The sequence below is a fragment of the Stenotrophomonas sp. genome (assembly GCF_032103445.1).
Taxonomy (GTDB): Bacteria; Pseudomonadota; Gammaproteobacteria; order Xanthomonadales; family Xanthomonadaceae; genus Stenotrophomonas.
Window position 1 is genome coordinate 1 of sequence record NZ_DAMDFR010000039.1, and the last position, 23,458, is coordinate 23,458.

Annotated in this window: 12 protein-coding genes and 2 tRNA genes; 1 reads left to right on the forward strand and 13 read right to left on the reverse strand. The window is 63.3% G+C overall.

Features of this window, described 5'->3' with window-relative positions; all coding sequences use genetic code 11:
- Positions 1–338: 338 nt before the first annotated feature.
- Positions 339–413 (reverse strand) — tRNA-Val (locus tag RT551_RS14105).
- A 106-nt stretch (positions 414–519) separates the two neighbouring features.
- Positions 520–2,544 carry an excinuclease ABC subunit UvrB gene (gene uvrB / locus RT551_RS14110; RefSeq protein ID WP_313459794.1) on the reverse strand — a complete coding sequence of 675 codons (2,025 nt, stop codon included), beginning with the start codon at positions 2,542–2,544 and terminating at the stop codon, positions 520–522.
- Between the two features lie 149 nt (positions 2,545–2,693).
- On the opposite strand from uvrB, the gene RT551_RS14115 reads away from it, so the two are divergent.
- Complete coding sequence (locus RT551_RS14115; protein ID WP_313459797.1) at positions 2,694–3,239, forward strand: GspH/FimT family pseudopilin; 546 nt, start codon at positions 2,694–2,696, stop codon at positions 3,237–3,239.
- Between the two features lie 41 nt (positions 3,240–3,280).
- On the opposite strand, the gene RT551_RS14120 is transcribed toward RT551_RS14115, so the two are convergent.
- From RT551_RS14120 to RT551_RS14170, 11 genes are all read right to left on the reverse strand, one after another.
- Positions 3,281–3,357: transfer RNA gene (locus tag RT551_RS14120), tRNA-Asn, on the reverse strand.
- A gap of 57 nt (positions 3,358–3,414) precedes the next feature.
- On the reverse strand, positions 3,415–3,843 hold the full coding sequence (locus RT551_RS14125; protein WP_313459799.1) for a type IV pilin protein: 429 nt from the start codon (positions 3,841–3,843) through the stop codon (positions 3,415–3,417).
- Positions 3,844–3,855: 12 nt separating this feature from the next.
- The gene (locus RT551_RS14130) at positions 3,856–7,674 is read right to left on the reverse strand and encodes a PilC/PilY family type IV pilus protein (protein ID WP_313459800.1); all 3,819 of its coding nucleotides are present in this window, start codon (positions 7,672–7,674) and stop codon (positions 3,856–3,858) included.
- Between the two features lie 11 nt (positions 7,675–7,685).
- The gene (locus tag RT551_RS14135; RefSeq protein WP_313459803.1) at positions 7,686–8,195 is read right to left on the reverse strand and encodes a PilX N-terminal domain-containing pilus assembly protein; all 510 of its coding nucleotides are present in this window, start codon (positions 8,193–8,195) and stop codon (positions 7,686–7,688) included.
- Between the two features lie 4 nt (positions 8,196–8,199).
- Positions 8,200–9,369, reverse strand: coding sequence for a PilW family protein (locus RT551_RS14140; RefSeq protein ID WP_313459806.1), 1,170 nt, complete (start codon positions 9,367–9,369; stop codon positions 8,200–8,202).
- Positions 9,366–9,842, reverse strand: coding sequence for a type IV pilus modification protein PilV (pilV, locus tag RT551_RS14145; RefSeq protein ID WP_313459808.1), 477 nt, complete (start codon positions 9,840–9,842; stop codon positions 9,366–9,368). Before pilV ends, RT551_RS14140 begins: the two co-directional genes overlap by 4 nt.
- Positions 9,839–10,354, reverse strand: coding sequence for a Tfp pilus assembly protein FimT/FimU (locus RT551_RS14150; RefSeq protein WP_313459809.1), 516 nt, complete (start codon positions 10,352–10,354; stop codon positions 9,839–9,841). The genes pilV and RT551_RS14150 overlap by 4 nt, the downstream gene beginning before the upstream one ends.
- A 138-nt stretch (positions 10,355–10,492) precedes the next feature.
- A complete protein-coding gene (gene ppnN, locus RT551_RS14155) occupies positions 10,493–11,881 on the reverse strand; it encodes a nucleotide 5'-monophosphate nucleosidase PpnN (RefSeq protein ID WP_313459812.1) in 1,389 nt (462 codons plus the stop codon).
- Between the two features lie 229 nt (positions 11,882–12,110).
- On the reverse strand, positions 12,111–19,574 hold the full coding sequence (locus tag RT551_RS14160) for a calcium-binding protein (protein WP_313459814.1): 7,464 nt from the start codon (positions 19,572–19,574) through the stop codon (positions 12,111–12,113).
- 116 nt (positions 19,575–19,690) lie between these two features.
- Positions 19,691–21,112 carry an HlyD family type I secretion periplasmic adaptor subunit gene (locus RT551_RS14165; protein WP_313459816.1) on the reverse strand — a complete coding sequence of 474 codons (1,422 nt, stop codon included), beginning with the start codon at positions 21,110–21,112 and terminating at the stop codon, positions 19,691–19,693.
- Positions 21,109–23,271 (reverse strand): type I secretion system permease/ATPase, encoded by a 2,163-nt coding sequence (locus RT551_RS14170; RefSeq protein ID WP_313459819.1) that lies wholly within the window; start codon positions 23,269–23,271, stop codon positions 21,109–21,111. The genes RT551_RS14165 and RT551_RS14170 overlap by 4 nt, the downstream gene beginning before the upstream one ends.
- Between the last annotated feature and the right edge of the window lie 187 nt (positions 23,272–23,458).

Below are 23,458 nucleotides of genomic sequence, written 5' to 3' on the forward strand. Positions count from 1 at the left end.
AGCGGCCGCGCGGCCAGCGCAGCCACGCCGCCAACCCCAGCACCGCCGCAGCGAGTGCCCAGCCCGCAGGCAGCAGCACCGGCGCGTACACCACCGCGCACACCCCGACCAGCAGGGCCGCTGCGCAGGCTTTGCCAAACAGGGGAAGCGGAATCACGGGGCGGCCCGTCAGCCAGAATCCACCCATGCTCGGGATTCGCCCGGAACGCGGATATCAGGGTCTGGCGGAGTGCGGTATCGGAAACTGCCGCCATGCCGGGACAGAAAGCCTGAAAAGCAAAAAGCCGACCCAAAGGCCGGCTTTTCGTCTGTTGCCACTGCCACCGCTGAGGTGGGAGTGGTGGGCGGTACAGGGTTCGAACCTGTGACCCCTACCATGTCAAGGTAGTGCTCTACCGCTGAGCTAACCGCCCGATTTCTCGCTGCGTCCGCCGTGTTTGCGTCGGTGCAGGCCGCGTATATTACGGATGCACCGGGGCAAGCGCAACACTTTTGTGAAGGTATTTCACGAACGAGTGTTCAGCCAAGGCTGGCCTCTTTCAACTGGCGGATCTGGTCACGCACATGGGCCGCGTCTTCGAACTCCAGGTCGCGGGCATGCTGGTACATCTTCTGCTCCAGCTGCTGCAGCTTCTTGGCGATCTGTGCCGGCTCCAGCGTGCGGTAATCCACCGCTTCCTCGGCCACCTTGCTGCCCCGCCCTTTGCCCTTGCCGCGCGATTCCTTCTCGGCTGCATCGGAGCGCGCGCCTTCCAGCACATCGACAATCGGGCGCGCCACCGAACGCGGCACGATGCCGTGCGCTTCGTTGAACTCCACCTGCTTGCTGCGGCGACGATCGGTTTCATCGATGGCCGCCTGCATCGAGCGCGTCATGCGATCGGCGTACAGGATGGCCTTGCCGCGCAGGTTGCGCGCGGCGCGGCCGATGGTCTGGATGAGCGAGCCGGTGGAACGCAGGAAGCCTTCTTTGTCCGCATCCAGAATCGCCACCAGCGACACTTCCGGCATGTCCAGGCCTTCGCGCAGCAGATTGATGCCGACCAGCACATCGAATTTGCCCAGGCGCAGGTCGCGGATGATTTCCACGCGCTCCACGGTGTCGATGTCCGAGTGCAGGTAACGCACGCGGATGCCATGTTCGGTGAGGTACTCGGTGAGGTTCTCGGCCATGCGCTTGGTCAGCGTGGTGACCAGCACGCGGTCGCCCAGCTTGATGCGCTCGTTGACCTCGCTCATCAGGTCGTCGACCTGGGTGGCCACCGGGCGGATCTCCACCACCGGATCGATCAGGCCGGTCGGGCGCACCACCAGTTCGGTGATCTCGTCGCCGGCTTCGCGTAACTCATACGGGCCGGGCGTGGCCGACACGTAGATGCTGCGCGGGCAGCGTTCTTCCCATTCCTCGAAACGTAACGGGCGGTTGTCCAGCGCCGACGGCAGGCGGAAGCCGAACTCCACCAGGGTTTCCTTGCGCGAACGGTCGCCCTTGAACATCGCGCCGATCTGCGGAATGGTCACGTGCGATTCGTCGATCACCAGCAACGCGTCCGGCGGCAGGTAGTCGAACAGGGTCGGCGGCGGCTCGCCGGCGGCCTTGCCGGTAAGGTGCCGCGAGTAGTTTTCGATGCCGTTGCAGTAGCCCACTTCGGCCATCATTTCCAGGTCGAACTGGGTGCGCTGCGCCAGGCGCTGCGCCTCGACCAGCTTGTTCTGCGCGTACAGCTGCTCCAGCCGCTCCTTCAATTCAACCTTGATCGTCTCCACCGCGGCCAGCACGCGCTCGCGGGTGGTGGCGTAGTGGGTCTTGGGGTACACGGTGTAGCGCTGCAGCTTGCGCAGGCTTTCACCGGTGAGCGGGTCGAACATGCTGATCTGCTCGACCTCGCCGTCGAACAGCTCGATGCGCACCGCTTCGCTGTCCGACTCGGCCGGAAACACGTCGATCACTTCGCCGCGTACGCGGAAGCTGCCGCGCTGGAGTTCGTACTCGTTGCGGGTGTACTGCAGCTGGGTGAGGTGGTTGATCAGGTCGCGCTGGTCGATGCGCTCGCCGGTGGACAGGATCAGGCGCAGCGACAGGTAGTCCTCGGGCGCGCCCAGGCCGTAGATCGCCGAGACGGTGGCAACCACGATCGCATCCGGGCGCGACAGCAGGGTTTTGGTCGCGGCCAGGCGCATCTGCTCGATGTGCTCGTTGATCGAACTGTCCTTCTCGATGAAGGTGTCCGACGACGGCACATACGCCTCGGGCTGGTAGTAATCGTAGTAGCTGACGAAATACTCCACCGCGTTGTGCGGGAAGAACGCCTTGAACTCGCCGTACAGCTGCGCGGCCAGGGTCTTGTTCGGAGCCATGATCAGCGTCGGCTTCTGCACCTGCTGGATCACGTTGGCGATGGTGTAGGTCTTGCCCGAGCCGGTTACGCCCAGCAGGGTCTGCTTGGCCACACCGGACTCAAAATTGGCGGTCAGCTTCTCGATGGCCGCCGGCTGGTCGCCGGCCGGCGAATACGGGGAGACGAGTTCGAAGCGGTCGCTCATGGTGCTGCCAGTACCCGGGCCCGACAGTATACCGGGGGGTTGGGTGACGGCTGGCTGAGGAACCGGCCTACCGCTTGTCGCGGGAGCGGCCGATGTTCCGCGGTCGGCCACCCGGGCACCGTGAACACCCCTGTTCTGCCCCTCCGCCCATGCCCCGCACCCACCCCTCTGCCTGCCACCGCCTGATCGAAGGGTGGAATCTGCTGGAACTGACCATTGCACTGGCGGTCCTCGCACTGATCAGCGCACTGGCGCTACCGAGTCTGAATGCCCAGATCGACCGATTGCGGGCCGACATGCTCAGGATGCAGCTGGTCAGCGTGTTCAATACGGCACGTAGTACCGCAATCACCCGCCACCGACCGATTGCAGTCTGTGCAAGCGAGGACGGCTGGCGCTGCGGCGGCGACTGGAGCCGCGGGTGGCTGATCCATCGCGACCACGGCCCCGAACCGGTGCCGATCGCCGAAGAAGACATCCTGCGGTTTCAGCCCGGTTCGACCGCAAAGGGCGTGCGTGCCGCCGCCAGCCTCGGCCGGCAACGCCTCCGCTTCCAGCGCGACGGGCGCAGCGGCGGCAGCAACCTGACCATCAGCATATGTGCCGGGACGACGCTGCACAGCCGGGTCATCGTCAACAACGTCGGGCGAACGCGTGCGAGGCGCGTGCAGCAGCCAACGCCCTGCCCGTTCTGAACGAAAAAAGCCCCGCATCGCTGCGAGGCTTCTCTCGAATCTGGCGCCCGAAGTTGGACTCGAACCAACGACCCCCTGATTAACAGTCAAGTGCTCTAACCGGCTGAGCTATTCGGGCGGGGAGGCGCATGTTAAGGCTTGCCGGGCGGCGATGCAATACATGCGTGATCCTCGGTTACCAGCAACCGGCCACCGTCGCCTGGGCCGGGGTCTTCACCGAGGCCTGGTTGATGGTCATCGTGCCGCACTTGTCTTTGGTCTGTGCATTCAGCGGCGCAGCGGTGATGGTGTAGGTGGTCGCGGTCTGCTGGATCGACATCCGGTACCGCGCCGTGCCCCCCTCACGCGGCGACTGGGTCGCGGCCAAGGCGAACCCCTGGTAGGTGTTGTTCACCGTATGGAAACGCTCCGCCCGCTGTGCGTATTCCACCAGGTCGGCCTTGGCCTGGCCGCGGTACGACTTGCGCACCTGATCCTGGTAGGTAGGGATGGCGACCGCCGCGAGGATAGCCACCACGGCCACTGTGATCATCAACTCGATCAGGGTGAAGCCCGCGGCGCTGGCGCGACCGCGGCGGAATCGAGTGAAAGACAGGCTATGCATGCAGACTCTCCGTTACTGGATCTGGCGCCAGGACTGGCGACCGCAAGGATATGGCAGGTACATCGGCTGCGCGCCGGCTACGTTGACCACCATCCAGCACCCGCTGGCGGGCACAGTCGGCGGCGGCGTACCTGCAGGCGGCGTTGCCGGCGTGCCGAGGCGCGGCACCACCGACACGGCCACGTCCTTCACCGGGGCGGTACCACCGGTATCCAGCGCTACGGCGGCGGTGTTCTGCGGATAGGTGTTGCCGCCGGGTGAACCCAGGCGAGCAGTCGCCAGCGCGGAAGCACCGGAACGTGCATCAAGGCCGAAGAGCCAGTTGCTGCCGACCGTGCTGCAGCCGGTCGTGGTGGAATTGGCCGCATAAGTCGGCATGAACACCACGCCAGCTACCACGTCGGGATACCCCACGAAGCGCTCGCTTGCGGGCAGATCCACATACCAGCCCAGGGAATTGGCCGGGCGGGTGCCCGCCACCATCGTCCGCGACAACCCGTTTGCCGCCGCATTCACGGTATACGGCATCAGGTTGCTGCGGGTCACCGTGACAGGCGTACTACCGGAACGATCCGTGAAGCCGTACAGGGACTGCGTGGTTTTGTCGGCCGGGTCGTTCACGAACGAGAAACTGCCGGTGCCGAACATCAGCAGCACGCCGCCACCCTCGCCCGATGCCGCACTGATGCCGCCGGTGATCGGCTGACGCACCACCGAACCAGACTCGGTGCGGGAAAGCGTGGTGAACACCGGCGTGGTCACCGAAGTCGCCGTCGACAGCAGATCGAAGCGCCACAGCGCACCGTTGGCATCGCCTGCATAAACGGTGTCGGCGTAGCCGTCACGAACCGCCCGATCGGTATTGGCGTTGTCCTTGCGGTCCAGCACCACGATGTTGCCCAGACCGTTGGTGCCGGTGGGCTTGCCAGTGCCGGACTCCACCGCTTCGATCATGCGGACGTTCGGCGTGCCCGTGCCGATGTCGACGATGAACAGCACCGCCTTGCCATTCTTGCTGTTGTAGCCGTTGCCGAAGATGGCCTTCCAGGTCACCGTGGTACCCGACTTGAACGGCACGATCACCGGCTTACCCAGCACGTGGCCGATGTTGTTGCGGATCTCCGGGGTAGCGCCCGAAATATCATTGATCTCCCACAGACGGCTGCTGGTGCCGAAGTTGCTGGGATTGCTCACGTCGAGTGCGAATACACCGCGACCGCCGGCACCAGCGGTACCCACCAAGGTGGTGTGCCAGGCTTTGTCGTAGTAGGTGTCACCGACCACCAGCGGACCGTCGACGTAGTAGCGGTGCGGCACCTGGTCCTTGGTCGCCAGCGGATTGTAGGGCTTGAGCAGATTGCCCATGTGGCCCAGTGCGGTTTCCGGGATGTAGGCGAAGGATTCCACCCCGCCGTTTGCCGTGGTCTTGCCGTCGGAATCCATGCCGCCGTTGAACGCATGCAGCATGCCGTCGTTGGCCCCGGCGTACACCATGTAGTTCCGCGCCTTCTTGGCGGTCATGTAGGCGTTGTAAGACGTGCCCAGGTCCCCGCCCAGCGAACGGTAACCGTAGTCGTCGATCGGCGCGCTGATCTGCGGCGACGAGTTGATGATGTCACCCAGAAGGGTGGTGCGGTCACGCAGCTTGCCGCCCTTCTTCACTTCAAGCGAGGTGTCACCCTTGAGGTAGTTCGTTGCCTTGGTGGCGTCCAGGCCCAGGTCGCCGCTCAGGGCTGAGGCGGTGCACTGGCTCATGCCCGGGTACAGCGCGCTCGACGTGGCGCAGAGCATCTCGAGCGACACATTGGTGCCGTTGAACGCACTCACGCCGGTGCCGGATCCGAAGAACACATTGCGTGAAGCAGCGGCCGGAATTTTGCTGCTGGCTTCCCAGATGGGGGTGTACACGGCGGCGCGGGTGGTCGCATCGACGGTCACCTGGCTGGCAGTCAGGCGGCTGAACCAGTCGGTACCTTCGTTGGCAATTTCGTATGCAGGAGACACGGTCAGCGAACCGGCACCGATGCGCGCGCCGGTCAGGGCGATGGTGCCCGAGGGCGACGACCCCGCTGCCACTGCCGAGAGCACGCGGCGCATGGCGGCAGTCACGTCGGCCGGGGTCTTGGCATTGATGAACTCGCCGCGGGAGTTGAGCGCGGCGTGCCAGATTTCATCGATCACGCGACCGTCGTCGCCATCAAGGGGGTTGCCGTTACCGTCCCAGTTGGGAACCGTCTTGTACGGATCGGTGGTGGCGGCCTGGTTGACGTCATAGATCTTGCCTCTGGCACCCAGCGTGACGCCGTAGAAATTCATGTGCAGGTCCGTCTGGCAGTCCAGACGCTTCCACTCAGCCGAAGACTTGTTGAGCGTCTCGCACTGCTTGCTTACCGGCACCTGACCCGCCGGGAAATTCGCGCCGGTGCGCAGCGGAGTTTGGCTGCCAGCGTAGTAAGCAGCTGCAATGTCGGCAATGGTATTGCTGTAGCCGTCGGCAAACGGCGTGCCATTGAAGTGCGTGCCGCCAGCGGAGTCGGCATTGGCGTAATCGGTCGCTGCCTTGCTGGTGGTGTTGGTATAACCGTCAGTAAACAACATGCCGCCGTTGCGCTGGCACGCCAGCGCAACCGGAGCACCCGTTCCTTCGCGACGGAACTGCTTGCCGAGGTGTTCAACCGCCTCACGGTTCGGGGTACCGCCATTCGGGGAAAGGCTATAGATCCTGTCGTACAACTGCGTCCGCTGCGTGCCCACGTCATACATGGTCACATCGACGCGGTTGTTAATGGTGAAGTAGCCCACGCGCATGTTCTGCACCTCCCCCATCGCATGCGAGGAGGAGCCCACCATGGAGAGGATGCGGTTGCGGTGGTACTGGAACCAGTTGGCGTAGTTCTTGATCGCGTCGTCGTAACCGCTGTCGTAGTTTTCCTTCACAATGGTGTAGCGGCGCAGATTGCAGCCAGGGCCGCACGCATTCGTGATCACCGGGCGATTGGTATCATCCACCTTGTAACCGGTGGGCGCGGCCTGGCCCTCGGGCAGATAGAACGTCGCCGGGAAGTACTTGATCGCAACGTCACAGTTGGTCGGTGCCGTCCAGGCACTATCCAACGCCACCCACCTTCTCCTCGCGTCCGGCAGACCGTTGTTCCGGTTCGTATTGCAGATCATTCCGTCCGAGTAATACTCCGTACCCTTCGGCAACGTCATGCCGGTAAGGATGCGGAATGTTTCGGTTGTGACCGCGCGCGAAGCGGTCATGTCGTACAGGAGGTTGTAGCCGACGGTAAAGTTGCTGCGCGGATCGGTACGGGTTTTGGTGATGTCCGCGGGCGGCATCAGTGCGCTGCCATTGACGGCCTCGGGGCGACGCCACGGATCGTACTTGACCGCAGGATTGAAGTATCCGGCATTGTAGTTCGGCGAGCGCGCGAAGCCGAACACATCAATCGGCGGAATCGCGAAGCCCGAGGTGAAGCTTTTGTTGTACTCGTTGTGCGGGAACAGATAGAGAAGACAGTCAACACTGTTGTTGAAGCAGGTCTCGCCGACACTGAAGAACGTGCCTGACGAACTGAAGAAACTGCCGTTGTTGCTATTCCAGCGCAGGCGGCCGTCGCCGCCCGGGAAGATGCGCTCGAACGTCATCGAGTTCGAATCGTCCACGGCCATGATGAAGGCCGGCGGCGCATTGCTCACCGAGTTCATCGGAACCTGCGACAGCTCACCCTGCCCCTGTGCGGCGAACAGGCTGTAGGCGAAGTAGCCGCCCACCCCGACCAGCAGCGCGACTGCCGATGCCGTGATACCAGTTTTGCGCGTGATCATGACGGCAGTCCTTAGAGCTTGAAGACAGAGTCGATGACGGCCGACGAGGACGGGCCTGCCGGGACATCGGTGGAGAAGGAAGTGATCTGATAGATCGGAGCAGTCGGGTCCAGCGGCTCACCCATGTTGATGGAGCCGCCGCCGATGATGCAGGAGTCGATGCGGCGCACGTTGACGCTGTCGGCACCCGTGATGGAGATGTCGCGCCCCCACCCCACAGGATCGAAACCATCGTCGCAGTTGGTCTTGATGCTGGTGGCGGAAATCGGCGCATCGTTGGCCAGGGCCGTGCGGTTGGCCAGGGCTTCAATCGCACGTTCGGTGCGACGGGTCATGCTTTCGGTGTTCTGGAACGACGTGTTGGTCGCACGGTAGTTGGCGGCCATCTTTTCCTGCATGCCGGCCACCTGCATGCCGGCGATGCCGATCAGCGCCAGCAGGATCAGCATGATCAGGGCCACGTACAGCACGGCACCGCGCTGGTTGGCCGGGGTGCGGAAGGAGCGGCGGGTCGGTTTCATGACATCAGTTCCCGAAGAGGCGGTTGCGCAGCGCAATGGTCGACTCGTAGGCGACGCGATAGCGTCGGTCGTTGGTGGCGGCAGGAGCGAAGCGCACGCCCAGCAGGCGGGGATCATTCAACGCAGCAGCCGATGCGGTCGCCGTGGCAGGGTTGGGGCTGCGTGCCAGCACGCCCACCTGCACCTGTCCCACGCGACGCCACTGACCGGCAGCATCAGCATCCGTGCCAGTGGAAACGCCATTGGCGGGTTGCTGGAACGTGATGTTGCCAACCGGCAGGGCCGTCGAGGTGATCACACCGGTGGCGTCCAGCCCGTACATCACCTGGAGGTTCTCAATGCCTTCCACCAGTTCCTCAGGGATGTCGTAGCCAGTACCATCGGACTTGGCGCGGGCACGCATCAGGGCCGGCTCGCCGCTGGCCCCGGTGCCGACGTAGTACGCAATCGACTCAGCGCGATACAGCATGGTCTCGCCGGTGGGCTGAACGTTGTAGCGGGTCAGCGCACCGGAGACGGCGGTAACTTTGCCGGCGGCATAGGTACCCACGAAAACATCGGCATGACTGCAATCTGCCAGGCCGAACAGGGTGGGAGCGCCGACGCCGCCCTCGGTAAGCCGCTCTCCGGCGGTCGAGTTGAATCCAATCTCAGGATTGCTGCCAGTTCCGATGCTGGTGACGGGCACGCCTACCGGCGACAGGAAACGCAACACCAGCACGTCGCTGCCGCCGCGCGGGTTCAGGGCCTGCAGCGCGCTGGGAAGTCCGCTCGCCCCGCTCCAGTTCGCGCCGAGAGTCAGCGTCCCGTTCGGAGCGGTATCCGGTGCTTCATAGCCCTGCACGGAAACAGAGAAATCCAGAGGACTTCCGCTGCCGGTCGCCACGCCACCGATGTGCGACACCGGATCACCCTCGCCCTTGACGAAGTGCGCCTGATCGTTGACACAGCCGAAATGCCCGGCCATGCGGATGTCACGCTGCAGGAACTCCAGCGCGAAGCGCGCGTTTTCCTGCACGGCGGCATTGCCCTGCGCCAGCTGCGACGCTTCACGGGATGCAGAGAACACCTGGATCACGCCCAGCATCAGCGCAAGGCCGATCACCAGGGCAATCATCAGCTCGACCAGCGAAACGCCGGCCTGGTGACGCGGAGAATTGAACGCACGACTCATAGCTGGGTTTCCGCGGTAAAGGTCGTACGGCTGTCCGGGTTGTCTTTGTCCCAACGCTGGTCCGCCCACGCAATGCCCACCGTGACCGTGCCGTTGACGTTCGTTACCGTGGCACTGGCCCCCTCACCGAGGGCCTGGACCACCTGGCACTGCCAGCGGGTGACGTTCTGCGCAATGGTGACGGCACCCACGTTTCGCGTGCAGGCAGCGCGGGTCACCGAGCCGGCAGCGAACGTTGCATTGGTGTACCACGCCGACTGATAGCGGTTGGCACGCATCTGGTCGAGCAGGTCGTAGGCCAGATTGGTGGCCTGCGTGCGGTAGTTGGAGCTCTGCACGAAACGCACGTTCATCGTCTGCAGCAGGGCAAAGCCCAGCAGACCGAAGGCCAGCACGATCATGGTGATGAGCACCTCCATCATGCTGAAACCCGCCGCATGCCTGCGGCGACCAAAGGCACTGAAACGTCTCATGAGCAGTTTCCCTTGACAGTGCTGAGCTGTCCGGAGGCGTTGATCTTAAGTACACGGCGGGTGTTCTGCCCCTTGCAGACGTCGGGCTGCAGGGTCACCTCCGGCGGATTCCCTCCGCGCAGGCGCCCCCGGCCGTCGAACGCTACCGTTTTACCGTTGGGTCCGCTGCTGACGACGGACGGATTGACCGCGACAAAGCGCAGGACCGTCTCGCCAGCGCCCATTGCGGCGTCACCGTTGACATCGGACCAGGCCAGCATGCCGCGGTTCCAGCTGCCGTCGCAGCTGGTGCCGTTGGTACTGCCGCAGACGCCACCGCCGCGTTTGTTGCGGATTGCCTCGCTGCGGGCGAGCGACATCAGGCCCGCGACCTCGTTGGAGGCTGACACGACACGGTTGGAGCGCAGGGTTCCCTGGAAGCTCGGATAGGCAATCGCGGCCAGGATGGCCATGACACCCACGGTGACCATCAGCTCTATGAGTGTGAAGCCCTTTGAAAGGCGCAAAGACATGGGACGCTCCCCAGCGTGATGGCATGGACAATGAACGCCCCGCCGCCGGGCGGCAAGGGGCAGAGGGACGAACGGTCGCCCGGGGGCGACGGGCGTCAATGCCTTGACGCCCGCCCTGCCCTGCCCGGCCGGCTCAGGTCAGGCCAGCACCCGGTAGCACGGCTGGTACTCGCCGGAGATCTTCATCCGGCGCTGCTCGACAAAGGCGCGCAGCAGCCCGTCCAAGGCCTGCATCATGTCCGGGTCACCGTGGATCTCGAACGGCCCGAACTGCTCGATGCGGCGCATGCCGTCTTCCTTCACATTGCCGGCGACGATGCCGGAGAAGGCCCGGCGCAGGTCGGCGGCCAGCGCGTGCGGCGGACGCCCGTGGTGCAGGTCCAGCGCAGCCATGGCCTCGTGGGTCGGCACGAACGGCTGCTGGTACTCCCAGGGGATCTCGATCGACCAGTTGAAGAAGAACGAGTCCTTCTGCGCCAGACGGTGCTCGCGCACGCGCTTGATCCCGGCCGACATCTGCCGGGCCACGGCAACCGGGTCGCCGATGATGATCTGGTAGCGCTCGGCGGCGGCATCACCCAGGGTCAGGCGAATGAAGCGGTCGATCTGCTCGAAGTACGGCGCGGCCACGGTCGGGCCGGTCAGGATCAGCGGGAACGGCAGGTCCTTGTTTTCCTCGCGCAGCAGGATGCCGAGCAGGTACAGGATCTCCTCGGCGGTGCCGACGCCGCCGGCGAACACGATGATGCCGTGGCCGATACGGACGAAGGCCTCCAGGCGCTTCTCGATGTCCGGCATGATCACCAGGTGGTTGACGATCGGGTTCGGCGACTCGGCCGCGATGATGCCCGGCTCGGTCAGGCCGATATAGCGCGTGGTGTGCTTGCGCTGCTTGGCGTGGGCGATAGTGGCACCCTTCATCGGGCCCTTCATCGCGCCCGGGCCGCAGCCGGTGCAGATGTCCAGCCCGCGCAGGCCCAGCTCGTAGCCGACCTGTTTGGTGTACAGGTACTCGTCGCGGCCGATGGAGTGGCCGCCCCAGCAGACCACCAGGTTGGGGTCGCCCGGGTTGAGGATGCGCGCGTTGCGCAGCAGCCCGAACACCGCGTTGGTGATGCCCTCGGAGGACTCCAGCTCGGCTGCATAGGCCGGGCCCATCTCGATGGCCATGTAGGCCAGGTCGCGGACCACCGCGAACAGCAGTTCGGCCACGCCGCGGATGATTTCACCGTCGACGAAGGCCATGGCCGGGGCGTTGACCAGGTCGATGCGGACGCCACGGTCCTGCTGGGCGACCTGGATGTCGAAATCGGGGTACAGATCGCGCGCCGCGCGCGGATCGTCCGAGGCACTGCCGCTGGTCAGCACCGCCAGCGCGCAGCGCCGCAGCAGCTCGTGCATGCCGCCGCCGGAGGCGTCGCGCAGGCGCGCCACTTCGGCCCGGGACAGCACATCCAGCCCACCGCGCGGGTAGATCCGCGCGTCCTGCACCGGCAGCGTGCGCGCCGGGGTTTCACTGATCGTCATGGTCATTCTTTTTTCGCTTCTTCAAGGTTGCCGACTGTACCGCTGCCCCCTTAAAAAGCAAAACGGCCGGGAAACCCGGCCGTTGGACGTAATGAGCGCTGCGGGCGACCATCTGGCCACGCGCGCGCCTAACAGAATGAGCATACAGGCATCCACCCTCCCGGACAAGCAATGCGGGATGGATGTGGGCGGGCCTCGCTACGGAGGGCCCGCCCACATGGCGCAAGGCCTACATCGCCGCGATCGGCAACTGCAACCGCAGCGTTTGCGTAGCATACGGCACGTACGAGACCGCCGCAGCTGACCCGGACGCCTGGGCGAGGCTCTGCACCAGCAGCTCACCCTCACCCGGCAGCGGACCGCCAGCGGCGCGGGCTTCCACGTCGTCGGCGCTCCACTGGTTCCAGTCCCGGTCGGTGAACCAGTCGACGCGGTTGGCTGCGTCGGCGTACCAGTCCTTGACGGTGATGCTGCCTTCGCCGTCGGTCGTGGCCGCGACCAGGTCGTCGCCTACTCGGCTGAACTGCAGGTCGGCGAAGGCGGTGTCATAGAACATGACCGAGTCCTCGCCCCACGCGTCACTATTGAGGATGACATCGTGGCCGTCGCCGATCCACCATTCATACCCGTCGTTGCCATCGCCACCGATCAGGGTGTCATTGCCGATGCCGGCACTCAGGTAGTCGTCGCCATCGCCGCCGTCCAGCGTATCGTTCCCGCCGGCACCGTCGAGGTGGTCACTCCCCTCCATGCCCGAGAGGACGTTATCGAGATCGCTGCCAATCAGCGTGTTGTCGTACGCACTGCCTTGACCGATGACTGCCTCACCCCGCAGCACAAGCGTCTCAATCCCATCGCCCAGCGTGTAGTTGATCGTTGAGACGACAGTATCGCCGTCACGATTGGGATGGAACCCGGGTGCCGGCAGTTCCCAAAGGTCGCCCGCGTCTCCCGGCAGCTCATTCTGCATTGTGCTTGCAGCAGCGGCGGCGCGGGAACCACCGACTTCCTCAACGCTTTCGACCACGACATCCCCGGCGCTGTCGACAAAGTACAGGTCGGCACCACCACTCCCTTCCATGTAGTCATCTCCCTCGCCACCAATCAGAGTGTCGTCACCCCAGGACGTAATCAGGACGTCATTGCCGGCACCGCCATCAAGCCAGTCGTCGTAGTGGAACCACTGGTCCGGATCGCTGCCGCGCAGGATGTTCGCGCCCGCGTTGCCGACCAGCACGTTCTCGGCGTTGCCACCGGTGGCGTTCAGATCCGCTGTGCCCTGCAGGAACACGCGCTCGATGTTGTGTTGAGCCGTGTAGCTGATGGATGCCAGTACGGTGTCGATGCCATCTTCAGAGATGCCCTCATAGCGGTCGTCCAGCTCGACCGCAACGTCACCCACGCTGTCGATCACGTAGGTATCATCGCCCCGGCCTCCGATCATCCGGTCATTGCCGGTGCCGCCATCCAGAAGGTCGTCACCCTCGGCACCGTTCAATGTATCGTCTCCGCCGAAACCACGCAGGACATCATTACCTACGCCGCCATCCAGCACGTCGTTCCCCTCCCCGCCGAGAACGACCTTGTCCAACAGGACCGCATTGGCAACCAGCCAGCCAGGATCCCATTCCGTTCCATCCGCGAACAGCACGGATTCGATACCGGCATTGCCGGCGAAGTGCGATTTCACGCGCAGCACATCGCGGTCATTCAGACGCAGCAGCAGATCGTCACCAATTCTTTGGATTGCCACATCCGCGGTCGTGATGCCGGCTGCAAACCGGACCTGGTCAGTTCCGCCGGCATCGCGAATCAACTGCGCGCCATAGGTACGGTCGAACACATAGGTATCGCTCGCCCGGCCACCCTCGACCGGAAGCCCATCCGGGTATTCCTCATCCAGGCTATCGTTCGCCAGCCCAAGGTCAAACCAGTTGTTCGCATCGGGGGCACCCGCCACGCCCCACGCGTGGCCTGCCTGGATACCAATCACATAGTGCATACCGTCGAAGTCACCGGCAGACCAGCGGTCGTCTACTGAGACATAAAGGGGCGGAAGATCCTCACCCAGGCGCTCGAGCAACTCAGCAGCTGTCCACGTCGTTCCGTCTGCAAACTCAAGCGCATCGATTGGGCCGCCGCCGTACTGGTTGGCCACGCCACTGAAGTGACCCAACACGATGATCCTGTCGCTGGTGCCGGCAATATCGATCACCAGCGCATCACCCGAGCGTGCAAGCCTGACGTCATCCTTGGACACATCGGCAGCAAAATGCACAACGTCGTAGTCGCCTTCGGTGCGGGTGCCGTTGTTGATGAAGTCGACCCCGGATCCACGACTGAACAGGTAGGTGTCATCGCCAGCATCGCCATGCAGGTAGTCGAACCCTGTGCCGCCGTCCAGCAGGTCGTTTCCATCACCTCCGCCCAGCTCATCATTCCCGGCACCGCCCAGGAGCGTGTCGTTGTGATCGGATGCAAGGAGGTAGTCGTTGCCTGCCAGACCGTCGTAGAGATCGTCCACTGCATATTGCCCGGTCAGAAGATCGTGGTACTGGGTACCCACCATGGACATCGCAGCGATGGTGGAGGCTGACCAGAAGGTTCCGTCGGCAAACTGCACGCCACCCAGATTAGGCGAGGTCCCATCTTCGCTGAGCATCAAATAACGGAAGTAGTCGTCGATCGTCACGGAGTCGCCCGTACCAATCAACTCCAGGACGAGGTCATCATGGGCATCTCCTTCGCGCCGCTTGCGACGCAGGTGGATCTGATCCGGCGAGATCGTCGAATCGAAATGGATGATGTCCGCTTCGCCAAGCGTATGACCGAAGACGTCATAGATGATGTCCTTTCCATCCCCGCGAGCAAATCGATAGGTATCCGATCCGATCCCGCCATACAGATAGTCCTTGCCAGTGCCTCCGGACAGGACGTCATCGCCTTCTTCCCCTTGCAGGTAGTCCACGCCGTCACCGCCGACCAACGTATCGTTACCCCTTCCCCCAATCAGCGAATCGTTGCCGGCTCCGCCGTCAAGGAAGTCCTCGTCCCCCCAGCCGCCGTCCGCGTAGTCCGAGTATCCGTAGAGCCGGTCGTCGCCATCGCCTCCGTAGAGACGATCACTGCCGATGCCAGCAACCAGGTAGTCATCCCCGGTGCCACCGTAAAGGCGGTCCACGCCACTACCTGAGTAAAGGTAATCATTGCCGCCGTAGCCGTTGAGCACGACGCCTTCACCGTCGAAGTCTTTGATGGTGTTGTCACCCGAGAGGATGTCTGACTCCTGCAGCAACGAGCCGTCACTGAAGGCCAGCTTCACCGGCGACAGCGCTGGATCGTAGTACCCCAGAACAGTGAGCGTCTCACCCGTTTCACGTGAGCGGAGCATCAGATCGTAACTTTCCCGGACGAACTCCAGCTCCAGCGCCGAACCTATGTCTCGCATCTCCACCAGGCGCTGTGCAAGAACGTCGCTCACGGCAATGGTGTCGTTCCCTGAACCAATCCCCCAACGGAACACATCCGAGCCTGCTCCGCCATCAAGCGTGTCGTTGCCTTGGCCGCCATCAAGCTCGTCATCGCCTGCACCACCGTAGAGCACGTCATCGCCGTCACCACCGAGTAGACGGTCATTCCCTTCGGCACCGCTGACGACATCATTACCTGCACCGCCGTCGATCTGATCATTGCCGGCACCGCCATCAAGCACGTCGTCGCCCGCACCGCCACGCAGAACATCGTCCCCGTCGGTCGCGCCCTCGGAAGGCTTGCCCGGCAGGCCCATCACCGGGCCGCCACCAAAGTCACTTGCACGCAGCACGGTGCCATCGGCGAACTCGATGATATGAGAGCCGTTGGTGCTGGCGAGGAACCCTTCAAGAACAAGTACGTCCCAACCGTAAGGCCCCTGGAAGGCAACCGACAGCGAGAATCCATCTGACGTGATGCTGGCTGCACTCTGGGTGTAGGAAGAGCCTGGCTTGAAGCGGATGATGTCACTGCCGCTGGTTGCCAGGTCCAGTCCCTGAATCAGGTCAGCCCCAAATCCAGGTCCGAACTCGTACACATCATTGCCGGCGCCGCCATCCAGGATATCGCCGCCCATTCCACCCTCGATACGGTCGTTGCCGGCCAAGCCCGAGATGGCATCGTCACCCGCTCCACCCAACAGCACGTCGTTGCCGTCCGTGCCGGTGATAAGTCCGCCCTCGTCGCCCCCGGTGATCGGGGTGCCGCCACCGATTCCACCGCCGTTATTGCCTTCAGCCATCGCAGCGACCTCGTCGCCACTGACCACAAGGCTGCCAAACTCGAACCGGTCGGTTCCCTGCGCCATGAAGAAGTTTCGTATCAACAGCGTGTCAACGCGTCCTTCCAGCGTGATCAGAAGATCAAAGCCGTTGACACGACTGAAACTGAACTCCTGAGGGTCCAGCTCGGCCGCGAAGACATACACGTGCGCAGCGCCTTCGGCCGCCTTGGCCTGCACCACGTCGTTACCGAAGTCCGCTGCAAACTCGAAGCGGTTCTCACCCAGTCCGCCGTCCATGGTGTCGTTGCCGGCCGCACCGACGAATACATCGTCACCTGCTCCGCCAAACAGGACATCGTCACCCTCGCCGCCGTTGAGCTGGTCGTTGCCCGCGCCGCCGTCAAGGTAGTCGTTGCCCGCACCACCGTTGAGCACATCGTTGCCGGCCAGTTCGCTGCCGGGAACATCGCCGTACAACTGATCATCACCGACATCGCCATTCAGCAGATCATGGCCGCCGCCACCGACCAGAATGTCATTGCCGCGGCCACCTTCGAGGATGTCATCGCCTTGACCAACCCCTTCTTCAAACGCATCGCCGGCCAGATAGTCATCCCCGTCGCTACCAAACAGCTTGTCTGCGCCGGCACCGCCGAACAGGGTGTCATCGCCCGCACCGCCGTCGAGGAAATCCACATCCTCCCCGCCGTTCAGTTCATCTTTGCCGTCGCCACCGCGCAGGTTGTCACTGCCTTGCCCGCCCTGAAGCAGGTCGTCGCCTGCGCCACCTTCCAGCACATCGCGCCCTGCGTCGCCCCAGAGACGATCATTGCCCGCGCCACCATCAAGGGTGTCATCGTCTTCACCACCAGCGAGCTGGTCGTTGCCAGCACCGCCGATCAGAACATCATTTCCCTTGCCGCCCCACAGGCTGTCGTCATCCTCGCCGCCGTCGAGCAGGTCGTTGCCTCCGTTGCCGGACATCGAGTCATTACCCAAGCCGCCAAACATGCGGTCGTTGCCGTGGAATGCCAGCGGAACCTGGTTGTCAGATGCATCGCCGGACATGACGTCGTCACCCGCACCACCGTAAAGCTCATCATTACCGCCAAATCCGATCAGGGTATCGTTGCCGTCACCACCATCTAGCGTGTCATTGCCGTAGTCGGCAGTTTTGATGGAATCACCTTCAAGATGATCGTTGCCGCTGCCACCGATGAGAGTGTCGCTGCCTCCATCACCAAACAGCTGATCATCACCCGCACCACCATCCAGGTAATCGTTACCCGCGAAGGTCCGTATGTCGTAACTGAACTCGGTGGCGAAGTCGAGACGGTCTCCCTGCAGGATATCGTCACCTTCGCCGCCTTCCAGTGTATCTGCGCCACCCAGGCCAAACAGCTTGTCGTTGCCGGCACCGCCCTTGATGATGTCGCTGCCGTCACGGCGCGCTGCACTGGAGAGCAGCCCAGACATGATGACGAACGCGCTGTTGCGCCCCACCGTCAGCTCATCACCCAGGATCAGATCGTCACCTTCTTCTCCGTACAAGGTATCGTCATCCGCTCCACCGACCAGCAGATCATTTCCGGTGCCGCCATTTAACAGATCGTCGCCTTCACCCCCATAAAGGACATCATGGCCGTCACCACCCAGAAGCTCATCGGCCTGTCCTGCGTAGATCTCAGGATCCAGATAGCGCTCCCAGCGATACAGCCCATCCGAGGGGTCGTAGGTCGAGATGGCATTGATGTTGAAATCCAGGAAGAAGGATGAGGGGTCCCCAAGCTGAGCGCCTGCGTTCCCGCGGATTGCCCAATTCGCACCGTGAGTCAGGAACGTCGGATCCGACTCGTAGTACTCGATGTACTTGCTGCCATCCTCATCCCATCCAGCGAGGAAGGGCGCGGAGATCAGAAAATCGTTGCCACTTCCGCCGCGCAGACGATTGACGCCCGGCCCGCCCAGCACCAGGTCGTTATCCGCGCCGCCGTCAATCCAATCGTCACCGTAGCCACCATCGATGCCGTCGTTCCCGGCCATGCCAAAGAAATAGTCGTTTCCGCTGACCGGAGCATCTTTGGGGTTACCATCAAAACCAGCAACGTCGTCGCCGTTGGTGAAGTTGACAGGATTCTCGGGAGTGCCTGGCTGTCCAAGGTCCGGCAACGTAATTCCCAGGTCGCCGTTCTTCCAGCCGTTCACTATGATGCGACCGCCAGTTGCCGCGTGACGGATGATCAGAGCTCCGCCTGAGAAACTCACCCTCAGGCTTTTGTCGGAAGTCTCCCAGGTTGCCGGCCCCAGCGCCCGCTGCAGGGAGTCCGCATTGATGGCATAGCCGTCGATCTCGATGACGCCCTGGCCATCGCTGTCGATGATGAAGTCTTCGCCGCCGCTGATCATCTCGTCGCTTGAGAATGCGTAGGTATCAAACCCTTCCTCGCCTTCCAAGGTATCTCTGCCAATTCCGCCCTCAAGGCGGTCATTCCCCAGCCCCCCCTTGAGCCGGTCATCACCCCCTTCGCCGTACAGTTGGTCCGCGTCAGCGCCGCCGCTCAGATAGTCCCCCAGCGCTCCCCCGAACAAGGTGTCGGATCCACGACCTCCGGTCATGGAGTTCTGCTCGGCCGTCGAGCCACGGTAGTAGTCGTCGTCCGACGTTCCGATATGGATCTCGTACCCAAGATGCGGGGTTTGGATGTGCGTTTGACCGTACATGGCAATCGACTCGCGCAGTCGAGTCGTAACGTCCTCCGGCGTCTCGCCATACAGCGCCTCGAACGCCTGGTCGACCGCCTCATTGGTACCGTAAGCAATCGCTCCAAATGCCACAGCCAGCACAGCTGCAACGACAACCACGGGACCGCCTACCAAGGCAGCGCTCGTCAGCATCCCCGCTACCGCGTTGGTGAGGACGGTGCCAACTGCAAACTTTACGATAACCTCGCTGGCTTCGCGCCAATCGCCATCGGCACCGGCGGAAACGAGATCACCAATGGTGAGGATATCGTCGATCGGACCAAAGAACTTCTTGAGGTCGGGGAAGCCCACTACACCGGTGTAGTTCCCCAGGTCCCCGACCGTCGAAGCCCAAGAAATGGCATTTTTTCCGATCTCGACATTGTTGTCGGCGCTCAGCGCATCCAGCATGCGCGCAAGCTGCTCTCGATTCTCGGTTGCCCATTGATCTGCAACTGCGGCCTGCGCCGTCCAGCCCTGGGCACGCCATTTGTCCGCGAAGATCTGTGCTACTTCCGCGTTCTGCTCAGCCACCTCGGCCAGCATCTCCGCGACCGCACGCTCATCGAGTGTCCCCGCGCTGTTCATCGCCTCCATGGCCTTGTTCTGGCGCATGAGGTTTCCCATCAGGACACCTGAAAGTTCCGCCAACTGGAATCCCATATCGGGACGATCTCCATACCACATCTCTGCCATGACGCTGTTCTCCTTGATAATGCGTTGAGGTATCGGCCGCGCACGCGAAAGCGGCGCAGCCTCGTTCAGGAACTACGTGATGCGTTCTACAACTGGAGCTGCCCGCCGGGCCTGTGTCAGCGCTCGCGCAGCGACTCGTCCACGTGCTGTTGCAACGGACTGAGCAGGTAATCAAGCACCCGCCGTTTGCCGGTCTTGATCTCGGCGCTCAACGTCATACCTGCCGAGAGATTCACTTTGACGCCATCAATCTGCAGCGAGCTGCGCTCCAGGTGAATCCGTGCCGGGAACACCAGCCCCAGCTTCTCGTCCTGCGCGGCGTCATGGGAAACGCTGGTGACCTTGCCGGTCAGGTAGCCATAGCGGGTGTACGGGAAGCTTTCCACTTTCACCGTCACCTGCTGTCCCGGGCGCACGAAGCCGATGTCCTTGTTCAACACGCTGGCCTCGATCTCCAGCGCTTCTTCGCTGGGAACCACGGCAAGCAGCGCCTGTGCAGGTGTGACAACGCCGCCCTCGGTGTGCACGGCCAGCTGTTGAACGGTACCGGCCACGGGAGCGCGCAGGGTCATCAGGCGATCACGTTGTCCGGCCTTGGCCAGTTCGGGCGCGGCCTGCCCGATCTGCTCCTGCGCAACGCGCAGTCCGTCCAGCGTCTGCTGTCGGAAATCGGTCACCAGCACCCGCAGCTCCTCACGCGCCGCCAACAGGGCGGAGCGGATCTCATTGGCCCGATTGCGCTGGGCGGCCAGGTCACGCTCGGCGGCGATGCGCTCCTGCTCGCGCAGGAGGTAATCGTGGCGACCTACGAAGTTGCCCTCAACCAGCCGGCCGTAGTCCTCGGCACGCAGCGTGGTGATACGCGCGGATTCGGCCATCGGCCCAATGGCGGCTTCGGTGGTATGCAGCTCGGCCTGGCGCTGCGCGATGCTCGCCTGCAGACTCTGCCGGCGCGCCTGGAGTGCATCGTACTGACTGAGCGCCAGCGCGCGCTCGGCGTCCACGCGCGCCGCCGGAAGATCGTCGGCCGCTGCAAATACCGGGGCGTGGCCTGCGTCCACGGCGGTCGCCATCGCCTGCAGCCGCAGGGCGGCAAGACGAGCATTCAACAACGCATCGCCTGCCTTGCTGCGATCAGCCGCAGCACCAGTGGCATCGAGCTCGATCAGCGGCTGACCGGCCGCGACCTGCTGCCCATCGCGAACCAGGATGCGCCGCACCACGGCGGTTTCGCTCGGCTGTACGACCTTGGTGCGGGAGTCGACCACGGTGCGGCCGGACGCTACCGCCACGATGTCCACGTGCCCGAAGAACGACCACAACAGCGCGATGCAGAAGAAACTGATGATCGCGGCCATGGTCCAGCGCACGGTGGGCGATATCGGCCGCTCGACCAGCTCCAGACTGGCAGGCAGGAATTCGCGCGCACTCGCATCACGTGGGGAGCGCTCGCTCTGATGCCGGTTCTGCCAGGCCTGACGCGCCACCGCTGCATAGCGTTGCGCGAATGCCTTCCATGCTTCAAACATGTGCTTCATGGTGCCCCCTGCTGCAGGCGGTGGAGCCGGGCGTAATGTCCGTCTACGCGTTCAACCAGCTCGGCATGGGTGCCGCTTTCCGCGATGCGGCCCTGCTCCATGACGATGATGCGGTTGGCGTGCCGCACGGTGGAAAGACGATGGGCGATGATCAGCACGGTCCGCCCAGCACAGATGCTGCGCATGTTGGACATCACGGCGTGTTCGGACTCGTAGTCGAGCGCGCTGGTGGCTTCGTCGAAGATGAGAATGCGCGGGTCGCCGACCAACGCGCGGGCAATGGCAACGCGCTGGCGCTGACCGCCGGAAAGACCGGCCCCCTGCTCGCCTACGTGGGTGTCATAGCCTTCCGGCAGTGCGGAAATGAACTCATGCGCCCCGGCCAGCTTGGCGGCCTGGATGACACGCTCCAGCGGCATGCCCGGGTCGCCCAAGGCAATGTTGTCACGGATGGACCGGTTGAACAGGAAGTTCTCCTGCAGCACAACGCCCAATTGACGGCGCAGCCAGGCCGGATCGGCCAGCGCCAGATCCTGACCATCAATCATCACCCGACCCCGTTCCGGTACATAGAGGCGTTGCACCAGCTTGGTCAACGTACTCTTGCCGGAGCCTGAGCGGCCCACGATGCCGATCACTTCACCCGGGCGAATCTCCAGATCCACGCCCGCCAGCACCTCCGGCGCGTCCGGACGATAGCGGAAGACGATGTTCTCGAAGCGCACCGCGCCCTTGATGGGGGGAAGCGCCATTCGGCTGCCGGGAAGCTCGGTGCGGGTATTGAGGATGTCCCCGAGACGATCAACCGAGATGCCGACCTGCTGGAAGTCCTGCCACAGCTGCGCCAGGCGGATGATCGGCGCGGCCACTTGACCGGACAACATGTTGAAGGCGATCAGCTGACCCAGCGTGAGCTTGCCGTCGATGACCAGCCGCGCGCCGAAGAACAGGATCGCAATAGCCACCAGCTTCTGCACCAGCTGCACGCTTTGTTGGCCAAGCGTGGCGATGCGGGTCACCGAGAAACCCGCGTCCACGTAACCCGCCAGTTGGTTGTCCCAGGTGCGGGTCACGCGCGGATCCACCGCCATGGCCTTCACCGTACCGATGCCGGTCACGGTCTCAACCAGGAAGGACTGGTTGTCTGCGCTACGGGCGAACTTCTCGTTCAACCTGCGGCGAAGTACCGGCGTGATGCCGGCGGAGATCAGCGCATACACTGGCAGGGAGATGACCACGATCAGGGTGAGCCAGCCGCTGTAATAGAACATCACCGCGAGGAACACCACGGTGAACAGCAGGTCGAGCAGCGAGGTAAGTGCCTGCCCGGTCAGGAAGGTGCGGATGTTCTCCAGCTCGCGCACGCGGGCAATGGTGTCGCCCACGCGGCGTGACTCGAAGTAGGCCAACGGCAACGCCAGCACGTGCCGGAACAGGCGCGCGCCCAGTTCCACGTCGATCTTGCTGGTGGTATGCGAGAGCACATAGGTGCGCAGCCCGCTGAGGATCACCTCGAACACCGCCATGCACACCAGGCCGATCGTGATCACCTCCAGCGTGGTCCAGCCGCGATGGACCAGCACCTTGTCCATCACCACCTGGTAGAAGAGCGGCGTGACCAGTGCGAACAACTGGATGAACAGAGACACCACCAGCACTTCGACCAGCAGACGTCGATACTTGATGACCGCCGGAATGAACCAGCTGAAATCAAATCGCGCCAGTTCGCCGAGCACCGATGCCTTGGATGCGACCAGAAGCACGCGGCCACGATAACGCTCGCTCAGCTCGGCCTCGGTCACTGTGCGTGGGCGACGCTCACGAAGGTCATGGATCAGCGCCTTGCCATCGCCCAGGCGACCGATGATGAAGGCCTCCCCATCTTCGCCCAATGCCAGCGCGGGCAATGCCAGCTGCGCCAGGCGTGCCAGCGGCACGTCCACGATCTTTGCCTTCAACCCGAGCCCGCGCGCCGCCAACACCAGCGCGGCATCGTCTACCTCGCCGGCGACCTGGCCAGACTGGTGCAGCAACTGCGCGGCATCGGCAGCGATTCCATGAAACTGAGCCAGCAGCACCAGTCCCCGCAAGCGCAGATCCTCAGACGCACTCAGCCCCGCACCGTCCACTACGGATAAGGCCGCATTCCCTTGTGGCATTTGACATTTGGCGTGCTCGGCTGATGTGCACGCATCCCCTTTTGGCGGATTCTGCGAGGCGCCCGAACCACTGTCAATGCGCCAGATGGCGCAAATTCAATAATGATTTTTTGTGAACGAATCGACGCTACAGGAGCTTGAACCGCATCACATATTTCCGTTCATCCAATAAAAAAACGGCCGGGTT

Bases quoted from the DNA above. Each gene is read 5' to 3' on its own strand.
- uvrB (WP_313459794.1), bottom strand. From the start codon at position 2,544: ATGAGCGACCGCTTCGAACTCGTCTCCCCGTATTCGCCGGCCGGCGAC.
- RT551_RS14115 (WP_313459797.1), top strand. From the start codon at position 2,694: ATGCCCCGCACCCACCCCTCTGCCTGCCACCGCCTGATCGAAGGGTGG.
- RT551_RS14125 (WP_313459799.1), bottom strand. From the start codon at position 3,843: ATGCATAGCCTGTCTTTCACTCGATTCCGCCGCGGTCGCGCCAGCGCC.
- RT551_RS14130 (WP_313459800.1), bottom strand. From the start codon at position 7,674: ATGATCACGCGCAAAACTGGTATCACGGCATCGGCAGTCGCGCTGCTG.
- RT551_RS14135 (WP_313459803.1), bottom strand. From the start codon at position 8,195: ATGAAACCGACCCGCCGCTCCTTCCGCACCCCGGCCAACCAGCGCGGT.
- RT551_RS14140 (WP_313459806.1), bottom strand. From the start codon at position 9,369: ATGAGTCGTGCGTTCAATTCTCCGCGTCACCAGGCCGGCGTTTCGCTG.
- pilV (WP_313459808.1), bottom strand. From the start codon at position 9,842: ATGAGACGTTTCAGTGCCTTTGGTCGCCGCAGGCATGCGGCGGGTTTC.
- RT551_RS14150 (WP_313459809.1), bottom strand. From the start codon at position 10,354: ATGTCTTTGCGCCTTTCAAAGGGCTTCACACTCATAGAGCTGATGGTC.
- ppnN (WP_313459812.1), bottom strand. From the start codon at position 11,881: ATGACGATCAGTGAAACCCCGGCGCGCACGCTGCCGGTGCAGGACGCG.
- RT551_RS14160 (WP_313459814.1), bottom strand. From the start codon at position 19,574: ATGGCAGAGATGTGGTATGGAGATCGTCCCGATATGGGATTCCAGTTG.
- RT551_RS14165 (WP_313459816.1), bottom strand. From the start codon at position 21,112: ATGAAGCACATGTTTGAAGCATGGAAGGCATTCGCGCAACGCTATGCA.
- RT551_RS14170 (WP_313459819.1), bottom strand. From the start codon at position 23,271: ATGCCACAAGGGAATGCGGCCTTATCCGTAGTGGACGGTGCGGGGCTG.